Annotated in this window: 19 protein-coding genes; 7 read left to right on the forward strand and 12 right to left on the reverse strand. The window is 71.5% G+C overall.

Annotated elements, in window-relative coordinates; genetic code table 11:
• Positions 1-79 precede the first annotated feature (79 nt).
• Positions 80-1,786, reverse strand: coding sequence for a glycerol-3-phosphate dehydrogenase/oxidase (locus A6P39_RS18245; RefSeq protein ID WP_079133577.1), 1,707 nt, complete (start codon positions 1,784-1,786; stop codon positions 80-82).
• Between the two features lie 280 nt (positions 1,787-2,066).
• On the opposite strand from A6P39_RS18245, the gene A6P39_RS18250 reads away from it, so the two are divergent.
• A complete protein-coding gene (locus tag A6P39_RS18250; protein WP_067050927.1) occupies positions 2,067-3,275 on the forward strand; it encodes a nucleotide sugar dehydrogenase in 1,209 nt (402 codons plus the stop codon).
• 145 nt (positions 3,276-3,420) lie between these two features.
• On the forward strand, positions 3,421-3,984 hold the full coding sequence (locus A6P39_RS18255; protein ID WP_067050929.1) for a hypothetical protein: 564 nt from the start codon (positions 3,421-3,423) through the stop codon (positions 3,982-3,984).
• A gap of 64 nt (positions 3,985-4,048) precedes the next feature.
• Here A6P39_RS18255 and A6P39_RS18260 read toward each other — a convergent pair whose 3' ends face one another.
• The 4 genes from A6P39_RS18260 to A6P39_RS18275 all read right to left on the reverse strand — a co-directional run bounded on the left by A6P39_RS18260 (position 4,049) and on the right by A6P39_RS18275 (position 9,216).
• Positions 4,049-5,173 carry a GuaB3 family IMP dehydrogenase-related protein gene (locus A6P39_RS18260; RefSeq protein ID WP_067050932.1) on the reverse strand — a complete coding sequence of 375 codons (1,125 nt, stop codon included), beginning with the start codon at positions 5,171-5,173 and terminating at the stop codon, positions 4,049-4,051.
• Positions 5,174-5,317: 144 nt separating this feature from the next.
• A complete protein-coding gene (gene guaB, locus A6P39_RS18265; RefSeq protein WP_067050935.1) occupies positions 5,318-6,823 on the reverse strand; it encodes an IMP dehydrogenase in 1,506 nt (501 codons plus the stop codon).
• Positions 6,824-6,985: 162 nt separating this feature from the next.
• Positions 6,986-7,573 (reverse strand): sigma-70 family RNA polymerase sigma factor, encoded by a 588-nt coding sequence (locus A6P39_RS18270; RefSeq protein WP_067050939.1) that lies wholly within the window; start codon positions 7,571-7,573, stop codon positions 6,986-6,988.
• Positions 7,574-8,604: 1,031 nt separating this feature from the next.
• Positions 8,605-9,216 carry a response regulator transcription factor gene (locus tag A6P39_RS18275; protein ID WP_003948568.1) on the reverse strand — a complete coding sequence of 204 codons (612 nt, stop codon included), beginning with the start codon at positions 9,214-9,216 and terminating at the stop codon, positions 8,605-8,607.
• A 381-nt stretch (positions 9,217-9,597) separates the two neighbouring features.
• On the opposite strand from A6P39_RS18275, the gene A6P39_RS18280 reads away from it, so the two are divergent.
• Entirely contained in the window at positions 9,598-9,927 is a 330-nt protein-coding gene (locus A6P39_RS18280) for a WhiB family transcriptional regulator (protein ID WP_067050942.1), read from the forward strand.
• Between the two features lie 54 nt (positions 9,928-9,981).
• Here the strand turns inward: A6P39_RS18280 and A6P39_RS18285 are convergent, their stop codons facing one another.
• Positions 9,982-10,890 carry a LysR family transcriptional regulator gene (locus tag A6P39_RS18285; RefSeq protein WP_067050945.1) on the reverse strand — a complete coding sequence of 303 codons (909 nt, stop codon included), beginning with the start codon at positions 10,888-10,890 and terminating at the stop codon, positions 9,982-9,984.
• An 80-nt stretch (positions 10,891-10,970) separates the two neighbouring features.
• On the opposite strand from A6P39_RS18285, the gene A6P39_RS18290 reads away from it, so the two are divergent.
• From A6P39_RS18290 to A6P39_RS18300, 3 genes are all read left to right on the forward strand, one after another.
• Positions 10,971-11,639: an MOSC domain-containing protein gene (locus tag A6P39_RS18290; RefSeq protein ID WP_067050948.1), complete on the forward strand. Its 669-nt coding sequence runs from the start codon at positions 10,971-10,973 to the stop codon at positions 11,637-11,639.
• A gap of 74 nt (positions 11,640-11,713) precedes the next feature.
• Positions 11,714-12,487: an SDR family NAD(P)-dependent oxidoreductase gene (locus A6P39_RS18295; RefSeq protein ID WP_067050951.1), complete on the forward strand. Its 774-nt coding sequence runs from the start codon at positions 11,714-11,716 to the stop codon at positions 12,485-12,487.
• 216 nt (positions 12,488-12,703) lie between these two features.
• Complete coding sequence (locus A6P39_RS18300; RefSeq protein ID WP_067050953.1) at positions 12,704-13,411, forward strand: ester cyclase; 708 nt, start codon at positions 12,704-12,706, stop codon at positions 13,409-13,411.
• Between the two features lie 77 nt (positions 13,412-13,488).
• Here the strand turns inward: A6P39_RS18300 and groL are convergent, their stop codons facing one another.
• From groL to A6P39_RS18320, 4 genes are all read right to left on the reverse strand, one after another.
• Positions 13,489-15,117, reverse strand: coding sequence for a chaperonin GroEL (gene groL / locus A6P39_RS18305; protein WP_067050956.1), 1,629 nt, complete (start codon positions 15,115-15,117; stop codon positions 13,489-13,491).
• Between the two features lie 123 nt (positions 15,118-15,240).
• Entirely contained in the window at positions 15,241-15,549 is a 309-nt protein-coding gene (gene groES, locus A6P39_RS18310; protein WP_067050959.1) for a co-chaperone GroES, read from the reverse strand.
• A 283-nt stretch (positions 15,550-15,832) separates the two neighbouring features.
• Positions 15,833-16,732 carry a polysaccharide deacetylase family protein gene (locus tag A6P39_RS18315; RefSeq protein ID WP_067050962.1) on the reverse strand — a complete coding sequence of 300 codons (900 nt, stop codon included), beginning with the start codon at positions 16,730-16,732 and terminating at the stop codon, positions 15,833-15,835.
• Positions 16,729-17,640, reverse strand: coding sequence for a polysaccharide deacetylase family protein (locus A6P39_RS18320; RefSeq protein WP_443052883.1), 912 nt, complete (start codon positions 17,638-17,640; stop codon positions 16,729-16,731). Before A6P39_RS18320 ends, A6P39_RS18315 begins: the two co-directional genes overlap by 4 nt.
• 90 nt (positions 17,641-17,730) lie before the next feature.
• Between A6P39_RS18320 and A6P39_RS18325 the strand changes: the two genes are divergently transcribed.
• Positions 17,731-18,894: a class I SAM-dependent methyltransferase gene (locus A6P39_RS18325; protein ID WP_067050966.1), complete on the forward strand. Its 1,164-nt coding sequence runs from the start codon at positions 17,731-17,733 to the stop codon at positions 18,892-18,894.
• A 188-nt stretch (positions 18,895-19,082) separates the two neighbouring features.
• Here the strand turns inward: A6P39_RS18325 and A6P39_RS18330 are convergent, their stop codons facing one another.
• Together A6P39_RS18330 and A6P39_RS18335 are read right to left on the reverse strand one after the other, a co-directional pair.
• Complete coding sequence (locus A6P39_RS18330) at positions 19,083-20,333, reverse strand: RNA polymerase sigma factor (protein WP_067050969.1); 1,251 nt, start codon at positions 20,331-20,333, stop codon at positions 19,083-19,085.
• A gap of 45 nt (positions 20,334-20,378) precedes the next feature.
• Complete coding sequence (locus A6P39_RS18335; protein WP_067050972.1) at positions 20,379-20,735, reverse strand: YciI family protein; 357 nt, start codon at positions 20,733-20,735, stop codon at positions 20,379-20,381.
• Positions 20,736-20,831 lie beyond the last annotated feature (96 nt).

A 20,831-nucleotide genomic window follows, 5' to 3' on the forward strand; every position in this document is an offset into this window, starting at 1 on the left:
GTTCGAGTGATGTTGTCCGCGGTCCTGTCGGCTCCTGTCGGCTCCTGCCGGGTCCTGGTCCTGCCGCGGCACGGCGTCGCTACAGCGGCACGATGTCCGGCGCGCCCAGCCGGGCCGCGTCCGCCGTCAGGTCGTCGGGCTGGAGCTGGGACTCACGCTCGGCCTCCACCCGCTTCTCGTAGTGCTCGACCTCGCGCTCGATCTGGTCCTTGTCCCAGCCGAGGACCGGCGCCATCAGCCCGGCCGCCTCACGGGCGCTGCGCGTGCCCCGGTCGAAGGTCTCGATGGAGATGCGGGTACGGCGGGTCAGCGCGTCGTCCAGGTGCCGGGCGCCCTCGTGCGAGGCGGCGTACACCACCTCGGCGCGCAGATAGTCGTCGGCGGCCGCGAGCGGCTCGCCCAGGGCGGGGTCGGCGGCGACGAGGTCCAGGACCTCCTCGGCCATGGAGCCGTATCGGTTCAGGAGGTGCTCGACGCGGGCCACGTGCAGTCCGGTGCGGGCGGCGATCCGCGCTCGCGCGTTCCACAGCGCCTGGTACCCCTCCGCGCCCAGCAGCGGGGTCTCCTCCGTCACGCAGTCGGCGACGCGCATGTCCAGGCCGTGCACCGCCTCGTCGACGGCGTCCTTGGCCATCACCCGGTAGGTGGTGTACTTGCCGCCCGCGACGACCACGAGCCCTGGCGCCGGGTGGGCGACCGTGTGTTCCCGGGACAGCTTGCTGGTGGCGTCGGACTCCCCGGCCAGCAGCGGGCGCAGTCCGGCGTACACCCCCTGCACGTCGTCGCGGCCGAGCGGCACGGCCAGCACCGAATTGACGTGTTCCAGCAGGTAGTCGATGTCGGCGCTGGACGCGGCCGGGTGGGCCTTGTCGAGGTCCCAGTCGGTGTCCGTGGTGCCGATGATCCAGTGCCGGCCCCAGGGGATGACGAAGAGGACGGACTTCTCGGTGCGCAGGATGAGGCCGGTGGTGGAGTGGATGCGGTCCTTGGGCACGACCAGGTGGATGCCCTTGGAGGCGCGGACGTGGAACTGGCCGCGCTCGCCCACCATGGCCTGTGTGTCGTCGGTCCACACGCCGGTCGCGTTGACGATCTGCTTGGCGCGGATCTCGTACTCCCCGCCGCCCTCCACGTCCTGCACGCGCGCGCCGACGACCCGGTCGCCCTCGCGCAGGAACCCGCTCACGCGCGCGCGGTTGGCCACCTTCGCGCCGTAGGACGCCGCGGTGCGCACCAAGGTGGCCACGAAGCGGGCGTCGTCCATCTGGGCGTCGTAGTACTGCAGGGCGCCGACCAGGGCGTCCTTCTTCAGGCAGGGGGCGACGCGCAGGGCGTGACGGTGGGTCAGGTGACGGTGCAGAGGCAGGCCCCGGCCGTGGCCGCGCGCCATGGACATCGCGTCGTACAAGGCCACGCCGGAACCGGCGTAGAGCCGCTCCCAGCCCTTGTGCTGGAGCGGGTAGAGGAACGGCACCGGCTTGACCAGGTGCGGGGCGAGCCGCTCCAGGAGCAGGCCGCGCTCCTTCAAGGCCTCGCGGACCAGCGCGAAGTCGAGCATCTCCAGGTAGCGCAGACCGCCGTGGATGAGTTTGCTGGAGCGGCTGGAGGTGCCGGACGCCCAGTCGCGGGCCTCGACCAGGCCGGTGGACAGGCCTCGCGTGACGGCGTCCAGCGCCGTTCCGGCACCGACGACTCCGCCGCCGACCACCAGCAGGTCCAGCTCCCGCTCCGCCATCGCCGCCAGTGCCTCGGCACGCTGCTCCGGCCCCAGTGTCGCTGTCCTCACCGCTGCCTCCCGCTGTGCACACTCGCTCGCGTCGGCCGCACCCGGTGGGCGAAGCCCGGTTCATCCCCTCCTCATGCCCAAATTCTGACCGGCTTGCCCGGCTTCAGCCACCACGGGCTCCCAACCTGTGGACAACTCGCGCACAACCCTCGGAAGACACACGAACACAATCACACATAACGGTCATATTTGTACCTAGCCTGGCACTGCGCGTGCTCAGCCTGTCCACCACGGTTGCGCACCTGTCCTGCTTCGGCTACTGGGAAGGACGGCCCACGCCATGCCCGCAGACCTCGCTGTCATCGGACTCGGCCCCTACGGATTGCCGCTCGCCCAGGCCGCCGTCGCCGCCGGCATCCACACCGTCGGCTACGCCACCGGTCCGGAGGCGGGCTCCCTCAGCCCCGCAGAGCTGCGCCGGATGCACTCCACGGGCTTCCGGCCCGGCACCGACCCCGCCCTGCTCGGCCGGGTGCGCACCGCCGTGATCTGTGCGCCGACCCCGCGCGGCGCCGACGGCGGACTCGACCTCGGCCAGGTGGAGGGCGCCGCCCGCACCCTGGCCGAGCGGCTGCGTCCGCACACCACGGTCATCCTGGAGTCACCCGTACTGCCCGGCACGACCGAGGAGTTCCTGCTCCCCCTGCTGGAGAAGGGTTCGGGGCTGCGCGCGGGCCGCGACTTCCATCTCGCCTACTCGCCGAGCCGCGTCGACCCCGGCAACCGCGACCACACCCCCGCCAACACCCCCAAGGTCATCGGCGGCCTCACCCCGGCCTGCACCGAGTCGGCCGCCGCGTTCTACGGCCGGCTCACCGACAAGGTGGTACGCGCGCGTGGACTGCGCGAGGCGGAGACCGTGCAGCTGCTGGAGACCAACTTCCGGCACGTCAACATCGCGCTCGTCAACGAGATGGCGGTCCTGTGCCATGAACTGGGCGTCGACCTTTGGGACGTCATCCGGTGCGCGGAGACCAAGCCGTTCGGATTCGAGCCGTTCCGCCCGGGGCCCGGCGTCGGCGGACACGGCGTTCCCCAGGACCTGACCGGCCACGCCACCCGCACCCTGCGCATCGTGGAGCTGGCCCAGCAGGTCAACCACCGCATGCCCCGCTACGTCGTCCAGCGCGCCGCCACCCTCCTCAACGAACACGGCAAGTCCGCCCGGGGCGCGCGCGTGCTGCTGCTCGGCATCACCTACAAGGCCGACCTCGCCGACCTGCAGGGCACTCCGGCCCAGGAGATCGCGATCCGGCTGATGGAACTGGGCGCCTCGGTGAGCTACCACGACCCGTACGTGTCCGCGTGGAGCGTGCTGGACCGCCCGGTCCCGCGCGCGGACTCGCTCTACGAGGCGGCCACGGACGCGGACCTGACGATCCTGCTCCAGCAGCACCGGACCTACGACCTGCAGGGCCTGTCGGTGAAGGCCCAGTTGCTGCTGGACACCCGCGGGGCGACCCCGACGGGGGCGGCGCACCGGCTCTGAGCACCGTGCTGAACGATCACGAAGGGAAAACGGCCAAGGGCATTGTCGTCCTCGGCTGTTAGTCTCCCCCGGACTCGCCGCACACGCGTGCGCGTACGTCTCCTTTTCGCCATCCAGTTGTGCACGTCACGGGGGAATTCCTGTCATGAGCCAGTCAGCTCCATCGCCGCAGCCGCAGTACGGTCAGGCCGACGGCAACCCGTATGCCCAGCAGGCGCCGACCGGTGCGCCGTACCCGCCGCAGCAGGGCGTCTTCGCGCCCCAGCCCGGCGGCTTCGCCGCGCCGCCGGCGGCGCCCGCGCCGGGCAGGAACAACCTCGCCCTCGGCGTGGTCGCCGCGGTCGCGGCCGCCGTGGTCGCCGCCGCGCTCTACGGCGTCGTCATCGGCGCCACCAAGCACGAGATCGGCTACGCGGCCGTCGGTGTCGGCTTCGTCATCGGCCTCGCGGCCGGCAAGGCGGGCGGCCGCAACGCGGTGCTGCCCGTCGCGAGCGCCCTCCTCGCGCTCGCCTCGGTGTACTTCGGCCAGCTGGTCGGCGAGGCCATGATCGGCGCCAAGGCGCTGAACGTGGGCTTCAACGAGGTGTTCTTCCAGCACTTCGACATCGTGCAGAAGGCGTGGAAGCAGGACGCGGACCCGCTGACCTTCCTGTTCTTCGCCATCGCCGCGTTCGCCGCGTTCTCGGGCGCCAAGAAGGCCGCCGCCTAAGGCGTGCCGGCCATGCGAAGGGCCCGCCCACCTCATCGGTGGCCGGGCCCTTTCGTCGTGGGGGTCAGCGGCGGTGCTGGCTGTCCGCGACCGTGACCTCGACCCGCTGGAACTCCTTCAGCTCGCTGTAGCCAGTCGTGGCCATGGCGCGGCGCAGGGCGCCGAAGAAGTTCATCGAGCCGTCGGGGGTGTGGGACGGGCCGGTGAGGATCTCCTCGATCGTGCCGACCGTGCCGAGGTCGACCTTCTTGCCGCGGGGCAGCTCCTCGTTGACCGCCTCCATGCCCCAGTGGTGGCCCTTGCCGGGCGCGTCCGTGCCGCGGGCCAGCGGAGAGCCCATCATCACCGCGTCGGCGCCGCAGGCGATCGCCTTGGGCAGGTCGCCGGACCAGCCGACGCCGCCGTCCGCGATCACGTGCACGTACCGGCCGCCGGACTCGTCCATGTAGTCACGGCGGGCCGCGGCCACGTCCGCCACCGCGGTCGCCATCGGGACCTGGATGCCCAGGACGTTGCGCGTGGTGTGCGCGGCGCCGCCGCCGAAGCCCACCAGGACACCGGCCGCGCCGGTGCGCATCAGGTGCAGGGCGGCGGTGTAGGTGGCACAGCCGCCGACGATCACCGGGACGTCCAGCTCGTAGATGAACTGCTTCAGGTTCAGCGGCTCGTGCGAGGACGACACGTGCTCCGCCGAGACCGTCGTACCGCGGATGACGAAGATGTCCACGCCCGCGTCCACGACCGCCTTGGAGAACTGGGCGGTGCGCTGCGGGGAGAGCGCGGCCGCCGTGACCACGCCGGAGTCGCGCACCTCCTTGATGCGGGCACCGATCAGCTCCTCCTTGATCGGCGCCGCGTAGATCTCCTGCAGGCGGCGGGTCGCACGCTCGGAGGGCAGTTCGGCGATCTCGTCCAGCAGCGGCTGCGGGTCTTCGTGCCGCGTCCACAGGCCCTCGAGGTTGAGGACGCCCAGGCCGCCCAGCTCACCGATGCGGATCGCGGTCGCCGGGGAGACCACCGAGTCCATGGGGGCGGCCAGGAACGGCAGCTCGAAGCGGTAGGCGTCGATCTGCCAGGCGATCGAGACCTCCTTCGGGTCCCGCGTACGGCGGCTGGGGACGACGGCGATGTCGTCGAAGGCGTACGCCCGGCGGCCGCGCTTGCCGCGCCCGATCTCGATCTCAGTCACGTCTGTGGCCTTTCCCTATGCGTTGCAGCGCCTTCCAGTATCGCCGACGGGTACGACAGAAGCTCTCCGCAGGTACGGCGACGGCGGCCCCGGATGCTCCGGGACCGCCGTCGATGTCCGTCACGCGCGCGTGTGGACGCCGTTTCAGCCCTTGGTGCTGTAGTTCGGCGCCTCGACCGTCATCTGGATGTCGTGCGGGTGGCTCTCCTTCAGGCCCGCCGACGTGATCCGCACGAACCGGCCCTTGGACTCCATCTCGCCGATCGTGGCGGCGCCGACGTAGCCCATGGTCTGGCGCAGGCCGCCGACGAGCTGGTGCAGGACGTTGGCGAGCGGACCGCGGTAGGGCACCTGGCCCTCGACGCCCTCGGGCACGAGCTTCTCGTCGGCGGTCACGTCGGCCTGGAAGTAGCGGTCCTTCGAGTACGACCTGCCCTGGCCGCGGGACTGCATCGCACCCAGCGAGCCCATGCCGCGGTACGACTTGAACTGCTTGCCGTTGATGAAGAGCAGCTCGCCCGGGGACTCCTCGCAGCCGGCGAGGAGGCTGCCCAGCATCACCGTGTCGGCGCCGGCGGCCAGCGCCTTGCCGATGTCGCCGGAGTACTGCAGACCGCCGTCGCCGATCAGCGGGATGCCGGCGGGGCGGGCCGCGAGGGACGCCTCGTAGATGGCCGTGACCTGGGGGACACCGATGCCGGCGACCACACGGGTGGTGCAGATGGAGCCCGGGCCCACGCCCACCTTGATGCCGTCCACACCGGCGTCGATCAGCGCCTGGGCGCCGTCGCGCGTGGCGACGTTGCCGCCGACCACGTCGACGTTCACGCTCGACTTGATCTTCGACATCCAGCTCAGGGCGTTGCTGTTGTGGCCGTGCGAGGTGTCGACGACCAGGAAGTCCACACCGGCCTCGGCGAGCGCCTGGGCGCGCTCCAGCGCCTCCGGGCTGGCGCCGACCGCGGCACCGACGAGCAGCCGGCCCTCGGCGTCCTTCGCCGCGTTGGGGTACTGCTCCGCCTTGACGAAGTCCTTGACCGTGATCAGGCCCTTCAGGACGCCCTCGTCGTCCACCAGCGGCAGCTTCTCGATCTTGTGCTTGCGCAGCAGCTCCATGGCCTCGGAGCCGGAGATGCCGACCTTGCCGGTGACCAGCGGCATCGGGGTCATGACCTCGTGCACCCGGCGGCTGCGGTCGCTCTCGAAGGCCATGTCACGGTTGGTCACGATGCCGAGCAGCTTGCCGGCCGGATCGGTGACCGGAACACCGCTGATGCGGAACTTCGCGCACAGCGCGTCCGCCTCGGCGAGCGTGGCCTCGGGGTGCACCGTGATCGGGTCGGTGACCATGCCGGACTCCGACCGCTTCACCAGGTCGACCTGGTTGACCTGGTCCTCGACGGACAGGTTGCGGTGCAGCACACCGACACCGCCCAGCCGGGCCATCGCGATCGCCATACGGGACTCGGTCACTTTGTCCATCGCCGCCGACAGCAGCGGGATGTTCACCCGGACGTTGCGGGAGATGCGGGACGAGGTGTCGACCGCGTTGGGGAGCACCTCGGATGCGCCCGGCAGCAGCAGCACGTCGTCGTAGGTCAGCCCGAGTGTCGCGAATTTACCGGGCACTCCGTCGACGTTGGCAGTCATGACACCTTCCCCAAATGGCCTTGATCGGTGCGGATGTCCATGCTAACGGGAAGCGTCGCTAGCAAATTCCACGGCCGCGGGTGACTTCAGGCTTCGTATGTTCGTACGGAAATCAAAGCGCGCCTGTTCACGGCAGGGTGACAGGGGCTTCGGCCAAGGGTGTTACTGCTCGGCGAGCGCGCGCAGGCGGCTCAGCGCCCTGTGCTGGGCGACCCGGACGGCGCCGGGTGACATTCCCAACATCTGCCCGGTCTCCTCCGCGGTCAAGCCCACGGCGATACGCAGCAGGAGCAGTTCGCGCTGGTTCTCGGGGAGGTTGGCCAGCAGCTTCTTGGCCCAGGCGGCATCGCTGCTGAGCAGGGCGCGCTCCTCGGGGCCGAGGGAGTCGTCGGGGCGCTCGGGCATCTCGTCCGAGGGGACGGCCGTGGAGCCCGGGTGGCGCATCGCCGCGCGCTGCAGGTCGGCGACCTTGTGCGAGGCGATGGCGAAGACGAACGCCTCGAAGGGGCGGCCGGTGTCGCGGTAGCGGGGCAGGGCGAGGAGGACGGCTACGCAGACCTCCTGGGCGAGGTCCTCGACGAAGTGGCGCGCGTCGCCCGGGAGCCGGGACAGCCGGGTGCGGCAGTAGCGCAGCGCGAGGGGGTGGACATGGGCGAGCAGATCGTGCGTGGCCTGCTCGTCGCCGTCGACGGCGCGATGCACGAGCGCACCGATCGCCCCGTGGGCCGTGCCCGCATCGTCCTCGCGCATCGGTCCATGGTGCCTTGCGGCCGTCCGGTCCGTTGCATCGTGTTCGTGGTTGTGCACCGAAGCGTTATGAGCAGGTGCGCCGGCACTCATCTCCTGCGCCCTCCCCTTCCGCTCGACCGACTCGTCCCCGAGAGACTCCACATCTCAAGGATGCGGCATCCGCGCCGAAACGAGCAGCGCGCGTGCGGCGGGCCGCCTTGTGCACCACCCGCCGGGGCGTCCGACGAGGTCGTACGCACAGGGCACGCACAGGCCGGCCATGTGCGCCAGGGCACAGGCCGGACGACGCCGGGCGCGGACACTCCTGCCCGGACCGGCGAAGCCGCGCCGGCCTGGGCCTTGCCGTACGGCAGTTCCGTCTCGCACGGGCGGGGCACGGCGCCCTCCGCGCGGCACGCGATCCCGCTCCCGCGCGCGGAAGGACAGCCTGCCGGGGCCCCGGCGGATCCGGCCTCGAGTGTGACCGGGTCCACCCCGCGCGAACACGTCACCACCGCTTCCCCGGGCAACCGGAACGCTCGTCCCGGGATTTCACCGAAGCGCCGGGACCGCCACACCGCGGCACACCCACTCGCCCGCACGGACGGGCGGACCACGGCGACAGGCCCCCACACACGGGGATGCCGCCGGCGGATCCACCTCTGCGCACCCCAGCCGGAGCACACCGCTACGGCCTCGGCGCCGAAAGCACTGCCGTCGGACACGCGCCCCCACCGGCCACCGCACGAACGCGCCGTCACGGCCCAGGTGGTGCCGACGGCGGCGGAAGGCACCTGGATGCCGCCGGAAGGCACCTGTCTGTGCAGGCCGTCTGCCCGTGCCGAAGTCCTCCCGGGGGCGAGCGCGGCGTCGAGGGGGCGTCGCGTTCGGGAGCCCGGGTGGGTCGGGCGGCATGGGCGCCGGACCGGGGCCCGGGCCGTGAGCGGTGCCGGTGTCGGCGGCTGTCGGCCGGGGCGGCGGATCCGTCGTCGGGTTCGGGTGTGGTGTCCGGTGGCGGCCGGGCCCGCCTGCCCCGCAGGGCCGGGCACCGGCTACCGGACCAGTCCCCAGCGGAAGCCGAGCGCCACCGCGTGGGCCCGGTCCGAGGCGCCGAGCTTCTTGAACAGGCGGCGCGCGTGCGTCTTGACGGTGTCCTCGGAGAGGAACAGCTCGCGGCCGATCTCCGCGTTGGAGCGGCCGTGACTCATGCCCTCCAGGACCTGGATCTCGCGCGCGGTGAGCGTGGGCGCGGCGCCCATCTCGGCCGACCGGAGCCGGCGCGGGGCCAGCCGCCAGGTCGGGTCGGCCAGCGCCTGCGTCACCGTGGCACGCAGCTCCGCCCGCGAGGCGTCCTTGTGCAGATAGCCCCGGGCGCCGGCGGCCACCGCGAGGGCCACGCCGTCGAGGTCCTCGGCGACGGTGAGCATGATGATGCGCGCGCCCGGGTCGGCGGACAGCAGCCGGCGCACGGTTTCCACGCCGCCCAGACCGGGCATGCGCACGTCCATAAGGATGAGGTCGGAGCGGTCGGCGCCCCAGCGGCGGAGGACTTCCTCGCCGTTGGCCGCCGTCGTCACACGCTCGACACCGGGCACGGTCGCCACCGCGCGGCGCAGCGCCTCTCGGGCAAGCGGGGAGTCGTCGCAGACGAGGACGGATGTCATGACCGCCCTCCGCAGCTGATGCGCGTCACCTTGAGCCTCCAGGCTGGTACGGAATCGTCACCTGTGCGGTCGACCGCCTCGGACGCCTGCCCGAGTGCCGGTGTTCTCAACCGCCTCCGCACTCTCAACGACGGTCACTCGAAAGAGTTACGGGGCTGCATGCCGTCATCGGCACTCTACGTGAGGGTCTCGACACGGTGCAGACATGCCCAACAGACTCTCAACTTTTCATCACAACCTATGCCCCATTCGGCCGCATTTCTTCCCGTTTCGGGATGTCCGAGGCTAGATTCGCAATGAGTCATATTTTCATCTTCTTAGACCGGAGATGTACGGTCGTTGGCACCGGATCCGCCCAGAACGGCTACAAGGGGTCACGTAATGGCAGATTTCTCCCGCCTTCCCGGACCGAACGCTGACCTGTGGGACTGGCAGCTGCTGGCTGCCTGCCGCGGGGTGGACAGCTCGCTCTTCTTCCACCCGGAGGGCGAGCGCGGGGCGGCTCGGAGCGCTCGTGAGAACTCGGCCAAAGAGGTCTGCATGAGGTGCCCCGTCCGTGCGGAGTGCGCGGCGCACGCGCTGGCGGTGCGCGAGCCGTACGGCGTGTGGGGCGGCCTGACCGAGGACGAACGCGAAGAGTTGATGGGACGGGCTCGTAACCGCCTGGTGTCGGCGTCGACCACCAGCGGGGACACCGCCTCGAGCCATTGAAGGAACGTTTCTGCAATCACTCTCCCGACGGGCACGCGCGCGCATGGTCGTGCGCTAGCGTCCCTGCGTGCGCGTGGCCGCCCGGGCCAGCTGCTCCAGCGTCGCCGCCACGGCCGGCACGTGGGCCAGGTCGGGCAGCGTGAGGGCGACGACCTCGCGGCGCACCGCCGGCTCCAGCCGCACCGTGCGCACGCCCCTCGGCCGCACCGACTCCACCGCGAGCTGCGGCAGTACGGCCACCCCGAGGCCCGCGCCGACCAGGCCGGCCACGGCCGGGTAGTCGTCCGTGGCGAAGTCGATGCGCGGGGTGAAGCCGGCCCCTTCACAGACCTCGACCAGCTGACCCCGGCAGCGCGGGCAGCCCGCGATCCAGGGCTCCTCGGCCAGTTCGCCGATGGCGACACTCTCCGCGCGCGCGAGGCGGTGCCGCTCGGGCACCAGGCCCACCAGGCGGTCCGTCAGCAGGGGGCGTACGACCAGGTCGTCCCAGTCCTCGGCGACGGCCGCGCCCTCGTAGCGGAACGCGAGCGCCAGGTCGCAGTCGCCCTCGCGCAGCAGGGTCACCGACTTCGGGGGCTCGGCCTCCTCCAGGAAGACGCGGGTGCCGGGGTGGGCGGCGCGCAGGGCGGCCAGCGCGGTGGGGACCAGGGTGGAGCTGCCGCTGGGGAAGGAGACCAGCCGGACCCGGCCGGCCCTGAGGCCCGCGATGGCGGCGACCTCCTCCTCGGCGGCGGTGAGCCCGGCGAGGATGCCGGAGGCGTGGCGGACGAGGGCCTCACCGGCCTGGGTCAGGCGCATCTCTCGGCCGCTGCGGACCAGCAGCGGCGTGCCGACCGAGGCCTCCAGGGCCTTCATCTGCTGGCTGACGGCGGGCTGGGTGCAGCCCAGCTCGCGCCCCGCCGCCGAGAAGGAACCGGTGGTGGCGACGGCGCGCAGGACGCGGAGATGACGGGCCTCTATCACCCTTCGAGCATAAGCCCAGCTTGGGGTAGGTGCCCAATATTCGCTCGACACTTTGAGGCGGGCTCACATACCGTGCGTGCATGAAGGTTCTCTCGGTCAATCTGGGCCGCCCGCAGCCGGTGCCGTACACGGACCAGGCGGAGGGCGTGACGGGCATCGACAAGAGGCCGGCCGAGGGGCCGGTGCGGGTGGCGGCGCCGGGCCCCAAGGGGGTCGGCGCGAGCGGGCTCGCCGGAGACTCCGTGTGCGACCTGCGGCATCACGGCGGGGACGAGCAGGCGGTGTACGCGTTCGCGCGCGAGGACCTCGACGACTGGGAGCGCGAACTCGACAGATCGTTGGCCAATGGTTGCTTCGGGGAGAACCTGACGACGGAGGGGCTGGAGGTCTCCCGGGCGCTGATCGGAGAGCGCTGGCGGATCGGCGGCGGCCTCGTCCTGGAGGTGACCTCGGGCCGGATTCCGTGCCGTACGTTCCAGGGCCATCTGGGCGAGCGCGGCTGGGTCAAGAGATTCACCCGGAAGGCCGCGACGGGTGCCTACCTCCGGGTGATCGAACCGGGTGAGATCCGGGCGGGCGATCCGGTCGAGGTCGTGTACCGGCCGGACCACGGGGTGACGGTGGAGATGCAGTTCCGCGCGGTCACCACCGAGCAGGAACTCCTCCCGCGGCTGCTCGTGGCGGGCGAGGCGCTGCACTCGGAGGCGCTGGCGCGGGCGCGCAAGTACGTGGCGGCGCAGCAGGGCTGAAAGACCGTCACCGGTGCCCTCGCGCGGGGCCCGTGGCAGCGGACGCCGTCGGTCCGGGTCACTACCCTTGGGCCATGACAACGGCTCTGATTACGGGATCGACCGCGGGGATCGGCGCCGCGTTCGCGCGGCGGCTGGCGGCGGACGGGCACGACCTCGTCCTGGTGGCACGGGACACCAAGCGGCTGCGCGAGCAGGCGACCGAACTGCACGACCGGCACGGCATCGAGGTGGAGGTGCTGAGCGCCGACCTGTCCGAGGACAAGGGCATCGAGACGGTGGCCGACCGGCTCGGTGACCGGAAGAACCCGGTCGACCTGCTGGTCAACAACGCCGGGTTCGGCAACAAGGGCCGCTATCTGGACGTGGCCATGACCGACGAGCTGAGGATGCTCAAGGTGCACTGCGAGGCGGTGCTCCGGCTGACGTCGGCGGCGGCCGAGGCGATGCGCGAGCGGCGCCGGGGCGGGATCGTCAACGTCGCCTCCGTGGCCGCCTTCGTGCCGCGCGGCACGTACGGCGCCTCCAAGGCGTGGGTCGTGCAGTTCACGCAGGGCGCGGCCCGGGACCTGGCGGGCAGCGGCGTCCGTCTGATGGCCCTGTGCCCCGGCTTCGTACGCACCGAGTTCCACCAGCGGGCCGGGATGGGCACGGACAACATCCCGGGCTGGATGTGGCTGGACGCCGACAAGCTGGTCGCGGCGGCCCTGGCCGACCTGGCCCGCGGGAAATCGTTGTCGATCCCCGACCCGCGCTACAAGACGCTGATGGGCCTGGTGAAGGTGACGCCCCGTGGGCTCCTGGGCGGGATCTCCTCGAGGACGGGCCGCAAGTACGGGCCGCAGTAGCCCGGCGCAGGGGCGGACACCGGCGACAACCCCGCGGACGAACAGGCCGAACCCCGCGCACCAGCGAGCGGCAACCCCGCGGACGAGCAGGCCACAGCCCCGCGGACAGGCGGGTGAAGGGCTGCGGACAGGCGGGTGACGCCGTCGCTCCGGTGTGGAAATGGGGCGAAAATGAGCGTGACAGGAACCGGGCCAGGGGGGCCGGGAGGCGGCGTCATGACCTTCGTACAGCTCATCGAGTGCAGGACGAGCCGGCTGGACGAGATGAACCGGCTCATGGACGACTGGGTCGAGCAGACCAAGGGGAAGCGGACGGCGACGCACGCGCTGGTCGGCAAGGACCGCTCGGACGCGTCGCACATCGTGGAAGTCGTGGAGTTCCCGTCGTACGAGGAGGCGATGCGGAACTCGAATCTCCCGGAGACCGGCGCGGTCTTCCAGGGGATCCTCGCCCTGTGCGACGAGATGCCGACGTTCACGGACCTGGACGTCGTGCGGGACGAGCGGCTGGCCGAGGAGACCGTACGGCGGTTCTTCGCGGCGCTGGCGGCTCCCGGTGAACTGCCGCCGCTCAACAACCTGTTGGACGAGGACATCCACAGCCACGACCCGATCAATCCGCAGGACACCCTCGGGCTGGACAACGCCCGCGCCGAGTACCGGATGTGGCGCGCGGCCTTCGACTTCGCGTTCACCGTCGAGGACGTGCTCACCCAGGGGGACCGGGCCTGCGCGCGGTGGAGCTGGAACGCCTCGCACAAGGGCGACTTCCTGGGGATCGCGCCCACCGGGAGGCAGGTCGCCATGACCGGGACGACGATGTTCCGGTTCGGCGCCGACGGCAAGATCACCGAGATCTGGTGGCAGGACGACACGCTGGGGCTGATGCAACAGCTGGGCGCGCTGGACGAGTTGGAGAAGTAGGCCCGCGCGGCGGCGGACAGGGCGAAGGCCCGGCCCCCCTCACGGGGTGCCGGGCCTTCGCTCGAGAGCGGCGTGGCTCAGTGGGCGTGGCCGTGGCTGTGGCCGTGGCCCGCGGCCTCCGGCTCCTCTTCCTTCTTCTCGACGACCAGGGTCTCGGTCGTCAGGAGGAGGGAGGCGATGGAGGCGGCGTTCTCCAGAGCGGAGCGGGTGACCTTCACCGGGTCGATGACGCCGGCCTTGACCAGGTCGCCGTACTCGGCGGTGGCGGCGTTGTAGCCGTTGCCCTTCTCCAGCTCCGCCACCTTGGAGACGATGACGTAGCCCTCGAGGCCGGCGTTCTCGGCGATCCAGCGCAGCGGCTCGACCGCGGCGCGGCGGACGACCGCGACACCCGTGGCCTCGTCGCCGGTCTTGCCGAGGTTGTCCTCCAGGACCTTCACGGCGTGGACGAGCGCGGAGCCACCACCGGAGACGATGCCCTCCTCGACCGCGGCGCGGGTCGCGGAGATGGCGTCCTCCAGACGGTGCTTCTTCTCCTTCAGCTCCACCTCGGTGGCGGCGCCGACCTTGATCACGCACACGCCGCCGGCCAGCTTCGCGAGGCGCTCCTGGAGCTTCTCGCGGTCCCAGTCGGAGTCGGTGTTCTCGATCTCGGCCTTGATCTGGGCGACGCGGCCGTGGACGTCCTCGGACTTGCCGGCACCGTCGACGATGGTGGTGTCGTCCTTGGTGACCGTCACGCGGCGGGCGGAGCCCAGCACCTCGAGGCCGACCTGGTCGAGCTTGAGGCCGACCTCCTCGGAGATGACCGTGGCGCCGGTGAGGATCGCCATGTCCTCCAGCATCGCCTTGCGGCGGTCGCCGAAGCCGGGGGCCTTGACCGCGACCGCGTTGAAGGTGCCGCGGATCTTGTTGACGACCAGGGTCGACAGGGCCTCGCCCTCGACGTCCTCGGCGATGATCAGCAGCGGCTTGGAGGCACCCGCCTGGATGACCTTCTCGAGCAGCGGCAGCAGGTCCTGGATGGAGGAGACCTTGCCCTGGTTGATGAGGATGTACGGGTCCTCGAGGACGGCCTCCATGCGCTCCTGGTCCGTCACGAAGTACGGCGACAGGTAGCCCTTGTCGAAGGCCATGCCCTCGGTGAAGTCCAGCTCCAGACCGAAGGTGTTGGACTCCTCGACGGTGATGACACCGTCCTTGCCGACCTTGTCCATCGCCTCGGCGATCAGCTCGCCGACCTGCTGGTCCTGGGCGGACAGCGCGGCGACGGCGGCGATGTCGGACTTCTCGTCGATCGGGCGGGCCGTGGCGAGCAGGTCCTCGGAGACGGCCTTGACGGCGGCGTCGATGCCCTTCTTCAGAGCGGCCGGGGAGGCGCCGGCGGCGACGTTCTTCAGGCCCTCGCGCACCAGCGCCTGGGCGAGCACGGTGGCGGTGGTGGTGCCGTCACCCGCGATGTCGTTGGTCTTGGTCGCCACCTCCTTCACCAGCTGGGCGCCGAGGTTCTCGTACGGGTCCTCGATCTCGACCTCGCGGGCGATCGTGACACCGTCGTTGGTGATGGTGGGGGCACCGAACTTCTTGTCGATGACGACGTTGCGGCCCTTGGGGCCGATCGTCACCTTCACCGTGTCGGCCAGCTTGTTGACGCCGCGCTCAAGGGCGCGACGGGCGTCCTCGTCGAACTTCAGAATCTTCGCCATGACAGCGGAAGCCCTCTCGGAAATCTATTGAGTGGTAAGACAACTGCGCCCCGGGCGCCCGGCTTCGTTATCGGTCGCGGGGGCCAGGGGCGCAGCTCAAGAGCAAAGGAATGCTCGAGGTGATTACTTCTCGATGACCGCGAGCACGTCGCGGGCCGAGAGGACGAGGTACTCCTCGCCGTTGTACTTCACCTCGGTGCCGCCGTACTTGCTGTAGAGGACGACATCGCCGACCTTGACGTCGAGCGGAAGGCGCTCGCCGTTCTCGAAGCGGCCCGGGCCCACGGCGAGGACGGCGCCCTCCTGGGGCTTCTCCTTCGCGGTGTCCGGAATGACCAGGCCAGAGGCGGTGGTCTGCTCGGCGTCGAGCGGCTGGACCACGATGCGGTCCTCGAGCGGCTTGATGGCAACCTTGGAGCTGGTGGTCGTCACGATCCGACCTCCCCCTTCGGAGATCTCACGGGGTTAACTGTCTGAGGTGGCGACCAGGTGGATCCGTCGTCGCGGGTGCCGGACCTGCCCGTCGCGTTTTTGGCACTCTCACGCGTCGAGTGCCAGAGCCGAGACTATGACCGGGATTAGCACTCGGTCAAGCGGAGTGCCAATCCGTGCGGCGCGTCCGCGGATTTCGGCCTGATCGGCCCCGTTCCCGGACCCCCCGGCAGGGGGAACCCCGGGCCCGGGACAGGGCGGCGCGGCCGGCGGGCCGGCGCGGCTACAGGTAATCCTCCAGCCGCCCCACCGTCAGCCCCCGCTGCTGCGCCCTGCGCAGGACCCCGATCGTGCGGTCCCGCAGGGGCCTGCCCGTCGTCTCGTCCGGGCCGACCAGGACGATGTCGCCGGGGCGCAGGCGGTGGTCGCCCCGGCTGTAGGCCAGGTCGGTCGGGGTCATGGCGGCCCGCCACAGGACGATCGCGGAGATGCCGCAGTCGGTGGCCGCGTGCAGGGTGGTGGTGTCGAACGCGCCGTAGGGCGGGCGGAAGAGGCGGGGGCGCAGGCCCAGGCGGGACTGGAGGCGGTCCTGCTGGCCGCAGATCTCGGCGCGCTGGCCGGCGTAGGGCAGCCCGGCGAGCATGCGGTGGTCGAGGGTGTGGTTCTGGATGCCGGCGCCCAGCCGGTGCAGGCGGGCGAAGTGGCCGTAGCCGGGGCCGGCGACGCTGTCGGTGAGGAACATGGTGACCGGCAGCCGCAGTTCGCGGACCATGTCGACGAAGCGGGGGTCCTTGTCGGCGCCGTCGTCGTAGGTGAGGAAGACGACCGGGTCACGGGTGGGGACGTGGTCCATGACGCGGGGCAGGGAGCGGCCCGCGCCGTTCGGGGAGAGGGCGAGCGGGCGGGCCTCCGGCCGGGGCGGACGGACGAGGGGCTCGGCCAGGCCCCAGCGGCGGTAGCCCTGGTCCGGGGCAGGGCCGCGCGGGCCGTGCGGAGCGTGCGGGCCGTGCGGGCGGACCTGCTCGGCGGCCTTGCGGCCGAGGCGTTCAATGGGGTCGACGGACTGGGCGCAGCCCGCGAGGAGGAGGGCCGAGGCGAGGAGCGCGGCCGTGGCCCGCCGCGGGCGCCGCCCAGGGCCGGCCTGGCGTACGCGCCCCGCCCGCGGGCTCCTCCCGGGCCTCACAGGTAGTCCTCCAGGCGGGCCACGGCGTAGCCCTCGCGCGTGACCTTGTTCAGGAAGCGGCGCATGTCGTCGACCATCGTGCCGTTCCAGTCGGAGCGGCCGCGGAAGTGGGTGAGGACGATGTCGCCCCGGCGCATCTTCTGGTCGTCCTCGCGGTACTCCCAGTGGTCGACGTACACCTCCTCGTTCCAGATCGGCGCGTACCTGATGCCGCAGGCCTTGGCGGCGCGCAGGCTGTCCTGGTTGTAGTTGCCGTACGGGAAGCGCATGACGGTGGGCGCCTTGCCGAACTGTTTCTTCATGATCTTCTGCATGCCGCAGATCTCGGCCTTCTGGTCCTCGTAGGACAGGCCCGGCATGTAGGGGTGGTGCAGGGTGTGGTTGTTGAGGGTGTGACCGTACGACTGCATCCTGCGGAAGTAGCCGTAGTCGTCCTTCACCAGGTAGTCGCTGAGGAAGGCGGTGTACGGGATCTTCAGGTCCTGCATCATCCGCAGGAAGTCGGGGTCCTTCTCCGAGCCGTCGTCGATCGTGAGGAAGACGATCTTCTGGTCGGTGGGGACCGTGGTGAAGACCGGGGGCAGGTCCCAGTCCTCCTGGTGAGCCACCTCGAAGCCGGCCCGGGCGGTGATCTGCGGCTTCTTCCTGGGCGGCGGCGGGGGCGTGAGCGGAACCTCCTTCAGCCCCCAGCGCCTGGCGGCGGCGGCCAGCCGCTCGTACTCGGTGGCCTGGTGGGGCCGGGGCTTCAGGACCTGCACGGGACCGCCCTGGCCGGGTGCGGGACGAGTGGCGGCGGAGCCCGCACAGCCGGGGAGCAGGGCGGCACAGGCCAGCGCGGCGGCTCCGCGGCCGAGCGCCAGACGTGCCATACGCGACCAATTTTTATCGTTTTGTACGACTGCTCGCATGGTGCCGGATCCTCCCAGGCCCGCACCCGGATCCCGGGCCGACACCGCCGCCGCAGGCACGCCGTCCACCGGCTGGCCCACAATGAGCCGGTGAACGACCTCGCTCTGCTCCTCACCCCCGAAGGCCGCGCCCTCCTCGAGGAGGTCCGCGGCATCGCCCCGGCGGACGAACTCGCCGTCGCCACCCGGCTGCGCCGCGACCACCCGGCCGAGCTGGTGTCGGCCGCGCTCGGCCAGGCCCGGCTGCGGCAGCGGGCCGCGGCGAAGTTCACGGCGGCGGACGCGGAGCGGATGTTCTTCACGCCGAACGGGGTCGAGCAGTCGACGCGGACCACCGTGGCCGCCTACCGCGCCGGACGCTTCAAGGAGCTGGGCGTGGCCTGCGTCGCCGACCTGTGCTGCGGGATCGGCGGGGACGCGATCGCGCTGGCGCGGGCCGGCATCCGGGTGCTCGCCGTGGACCGGGATCCGCTGACGGCGGCCACGGCCCGGGCGAACGCCGAGGCCCTGGGGCTGAGCGAGCTGATCGAGGTGCGGGAGGCCGACGTCACCGAGGTGGACACCGCCGGGTACGACGCGGTGTTCGTGGACCCGGCGAGGAGAGGAGGCCGCGGGCGGATCTTCGACCCCGAGGCGTACTCGCCGCCGCTGTCGTGGGCCGTCGGCGCGGCCCGTACGGCACCCCGCGCCGCCCTGAAGATCGCCCCCGGGATCCCGCACGAGGCGGTCCCCGCCGAGGCCGAGGCCGAGTGGATCTCCGACGGCGGGGACGTGAAGGAGGCCGTGCTGTGGTTCGGGACCGGCGCGCCGGGCGCCGTACGGGCCACGCTGCTGCCCGGCCCGCGCACACTGCTCGGCCGCGGGCTGCCCGATCCCGGCGTCCGGCCGGTGGGGCGGTATCTGTACGAGCCCGACGGCGCCGTCATCCGGGCGCACCTGGTCGCCGAGGTGGCCGAGGAGCTGGGGGGCGGGCTGATCGACCCCACCATCGCCTACGTCACCGCGGACCGGCACCATCGGACCCCGTACGCCACCACCTACGAGATCACCGACCAACTCCCCTTCAACGTGAAGAAGTTGAAGGCCCTGCTGCGGGAGCGGGAGGTCGGCACCCTGACCGTGAAGAAGCGCGGGTCGGCGGTCGAGCCGGAGGAACTGCGCAAGAAGGTCAAGCCGCACGGGCCGAACTCCGCGACGGTGTTCCTGACCCGGGTGGCCGGCGCGCCCACGATGCTGGTCGGGCAGCCCGCCTAGTGCCCCGGCAGGCAACGTTTGCCCGTCAAGGAGCGGCGTCCGGTGCGTGCTCTCGGTGTGCCGGCCGGAAGCCCTCGTACTGGACGTACTTGGGCTTCCGGGCGTGCGGCGAGTGGGGGCACCTCCCGGCCGAAGGCTGGGGGAGCGTGCCGGGCGTCGCGACGGGGCGAACGTTGCCTGTTGGGGCACTAGCCCGGCAGCCCGTCGGCCCGGCGCAGCAGCAGTTCCCGTTCCTTCTCGTTGCGTGCGAGGCCCGCCGCCCGGACGAACTCCTCGCGGGCCTCGGCCGTGCGCCCGAGGCGGGCCAGCAGGTCGCCGCGGACGCTGGGCAGCAGGTGGTAGTCGCGCAGGGCGGGCTCGGCGGCCAGCGCGTCCACCAGTCTCAGGCCCTCGGCCGGGCCGTCGGCCATCGACACGGCGACCGCGCGGTTCAGTTCGACCACCGGGGACGGGGCACGGGCCGCCAGCAGGCCGTACAGGGTCGCGATGGCGCGCCAGTCGGTGTCCTCGTAGCGGAACGCGTGCGCGTGGCACGCGGCGATGGCGGCCTGGAGGGCGTACGGGCCGGGGGCGCCCGGGCCCGTGGCGCGGTCGAGGGCCCGGATCCCCCGGGCGATGAGCCGCCTGTTCCAGCGGCGGCGGTTCTGGTGCTCCAGGAGGACCGGGGTGCCGTCGGGGGCGGTGCGGGCGGCGGTCCGGGACGCCTGGAACTCCAGCAGCGCGGTCAGGCCGTGCACCTCCGGCTCCTTGGGCATCAGGGCGGACAGGACGCGGGCCAGGCGCAGGGCGTCCTCGCACAGGCCGGGGCGCAGCCAGTCGTCGCCGGCGGTGGCCGCGTACCCCTCGTTGAAGATCAGGTAGATGACGTCCAGCACCGAGCCGAGGCGGGCCTCGCGGCCGGGGCCGTACGGCACCTCGAAGGCGACGTTCTTCGTGGCCAGGGTCCGTTTGGCACGCACGACGCGCTGGGCGATCGTCGGCTCCGGGACCAGGTAGGCGCGGGCGATCTCGGCCGTGGTCAGGCCGCCGACGAGGCGCAGCGTGAGCGCGGTGCGGGCCTGCGGGGACAGCACCGGGTGGCAGGTGGTGAAGACGAGCCGGAGCAGGTCGTCGTCGATGTCCTCCGGGTCGGCCGGTTCCTCCGGCGGCGCCGTGGTCTCCAGGTCCCGGCCGATCTCGGCGAGCTTGCGGGCGTAGGTCTCGCGGCGGCGGACCAGATCGACGGCGCGGTGCCGTGCGGTGGCCATGAGCCAGGCACCGGGGTTGTCGGGCACGCCGTCGCGGGACCACCGTTCCAGGGCGGCGACCAGGGCGTCCTGGGTCAGCTCCTCGGCGATGCCGACGTCCCGGACGATCCGGGCGACACCGGCGACGACGCGGGGGGACTCCAGCCGGAAGACGGTCTCGATGGCGTGTGCCGCGGTGGGCTGTGGTTCCACAGCCCACCATGCAACACCCCTCCGTGCCAGGGGGCCAGCGAACACTCAGGCCTCGGCGATCTCCCGCACCTCGCACGAGACGGTCCAGTAGTCCTCGTGGACCTTCAGGAACCGCTTGGCCCACTCGACGGCCTCGGCCCGGTCCTTGCACTGCATGATCGCGTAGCCGCCGATGACCTCCTTGGACTCGGTGAACGGCCCGTCGGTGACGGACAGCTTTCCGCCCTCCCAGCGCACCGTGGTGCCCTGGACGGCGGGGGTCAGCCCTGCGGTTTCGAGCATCACGCCGGCCTTGGTGACCTCCTCGATCAGCTCGCCCATCCGCCGCATCAGCTCCTCGCTGGGGCCTGTGGCGGGAGCGGTGGACTCGTCGATGTGCACGATCGACAGGTAACGGGGCATGGTGACTCCTTCGGTCCGGGTGGTGGGGTCCGTCCCCGCCACTCACCCATGCGTCGAACGGGAAGTCCCGGGATCGACACGCGCCCGGAGAATTTT

The sequence above is a fragment of the Streptomyces sp. FXJ1.172 genome (genome assembly GCF_001636945.3).
In the GTDB taxonomy this organism is placed as follows: Bacteria; Actinomycetota; Actinomycetes; order Streptomycetales; family Streptomycetaceae; genus Streptomyces.

Coding starts and splice junctions, on each gene's coding strand:
- A6P39_RS18300 (WP_067050953.1), top strand. CDS start 12,704: ATGACCTTCGTACAGCTCATCGAGTGCAGGACGAGCCGGCTGGACGAG.
- groL (WP_067050956.1), bottom strand. CDS start 15,117: ATGGCGAAGATTCTGAAGTTCGACGAGGACGCCCGTCGCGCCCTTGAG.
- A6P39_RS18320 (WP_443052883.1), bottom strand. CDS start 17,640: ATGCGAGCAGTCGTACAAAACGATAAAAATTGGTCGCGTATGGCACGT.
- A6P39_RS18250 (WP_067050927.1), top strand. CDS start 2,067: ATGCCCGCAGACCTCGCTGTCATCGGACTCGGCCCCTACGGATTGCCG.
- A6P39_RS18290 (WP_067050948.1), top strand. CDS start 10,971: ATGAAGGTTCTCTCGGTCAATCTGGGCCGCCCGCAGCCGGTGCCGTAC.
- A6P39_RS18335 (WP_067050972.1), bottom strand. CDS start 20,735: ATGCCCCGTTACCTGTCGATCGTGCACATCGACGAGTCCACCGCTCCC.
- guaB (WP_067050935.1), bottom strand. CDS start 6,823: ATGACTGCCAACGTCGACGGAGTGCCCGGTAAATTCGCGACACTCGGG.
- A6P39_RS18295 (WP_067050951.1), top strand. CDS start 11,714: ATGACAACGGCTCTGATTACGGGATCGACCGCGGGGATCGGCGCCGCG.
- A6P39_RS18275 (WP_003948568.1), bottom strand. CDS start 9,216: ATGACATCCGTCCTCGTCTGCGACGACTCCCCGCTTGCCCGAGAGGCG.
- A6P39_RS18280 (WP_067050942.1), top strand. CDS start 9,598: ATGGCAGATTTCTCCCGCCTTCCCGGACCGAACGCTGACCTGTGGGAC.
- A6P39_RS18255 (WP_067050929.1), top strand. CDS start 3,421: ATGAGCCAGTCAGCTCCATCGCCGCAGCCGCAGTACGGTCAGGCCGAC.
- A6P39_RS18270 (WP_067050939.1), bottom strand. CDS start 7,573: ATGCGCGAGGACGATGCGGGCACGGCCCACGGGGCGATCGGTGCGCTC.